This window comes from Xanthomonas albilineans, assembly GCF_002939705.1.
Classification (GTDB): Bacteria; Pseudomonadota; Gammaproteobacteria; order Xanthomonadales; family Xanthomonadaceae; genus Xanthomonas_A; species Xanthomonas_A albilineans.
Genome location: NZ_MDCB01000073.1, coordinates 1 through 1,172, shown reverse-complemented (window position 1 = coordinate 1,172; position 1,172 = coordinate 1). Strand labels below are relative to the sequence as shown.

The window sequence follows — 1,172 nt, the reverse complement described above, 5'->3', positions numbered from 1 at the left end:
AGCTCGCGGTAGAGATCGGCGAGCTGTGTTTCCCGTTCGCCTTCTGGGGCGAGGTAGGCTTGCGTCGCCAGCGCGTCGGCATCCGGTGCGGGCAATGCCTTGCGATCCAGCTTGCCGTTGGGGGTCAGCGGGAGCCGATCCAACTGTACGTAAGCCGCCGGGACCATGTGCTCGGGCAGGCGGGCGGCCAACGTGGCGCGCAGTTGCTCGGCGCTGGCGACCGCATCAGCGACCACATAGGCGATCAGACGTCTGTCGCCATCGTCCTCGCGCACAATGACCGCCGCCTGCCGCACACCGTCGCAGGCGTGCAGCGCGGCCTGGATTTCGCCCAGTTCGATGCGGAACCCGCGCAGTTTGATCTGCTCGTCGTTGCGGCCCAGATACTCCAGCGTGCCATCGGCGCGCCAGCGCGCCAGATCGCCGCTGCGGTACATGCGCGTACCGGGCTGATCGGCGAACGGATCGGGGACGAAACGTTCGGCGGTCAGTGCTGGGCGATGCAGATAGCCGCGCGCCAGACCCGCACCGGCCACGTGCAGTTCACCGGCCACACCGACCGGCAGGCACTGACCATCGGGTCCCAGCACATACGCGCGCAGATCCGCCAGCGGTGCGCCGATCGGGCTGTTGCCAGGACGCTGCACATCCTGCGCGGTGAGTGCATGGGCGGTGACGTGTACGGTGGTTTCGGTGATGCCGTACATGTTGAGCAGGGTGGTGCGCTGACCATGCGCGGTGAACCACGCGGACACACTGGACGGTTGCAAGGCTTCGCCGCCGAAGATCACCAGGCGCAGGTGGTGCTGCAAGTCGCTGCGCTGTTGCGCATCGATCAGCGCCTGGAACGCACTGGGGGTCTGGTTGAGCACGCTGACGCGCTGCTCGCACAGCAGGGTATGGAAGGCATCGGGATCGCGTGCGGTGTCCTGCGACACCACGACCAGGCGTCCGCCGTGGGCCAGCGCGCCCCACAGTTCCCAGACGGAGAAGTCGAACGCGCAGGAATGGAACAGGGTCCAGACATCCTGGGCGGTCGGTGCGACGCACGCGCGGGTGGCATGCAACAGGCGCACGACCTGGGCATGGGCGATGACGACGCCCTTGGGGGTGCCGGTGGAACCGGAGGTGTAGATGAGGTAGGCCGGATGTTGCGGCAGCAGATCGGTGCG

General features: G+C 67.4%; 1 protein-coding gene. It reads right to left on the bottom strand.

The window, feature by feature from the left end; translation table 11 throughout:
• On the bottom strand, positions 1-1,172 hold a 1,172-nt coding region (locus XalbCFBP2523_RS15775), incomplete at both ends, for an amino acid adenylation domain-containing protein (protein ID WP_146084147.1).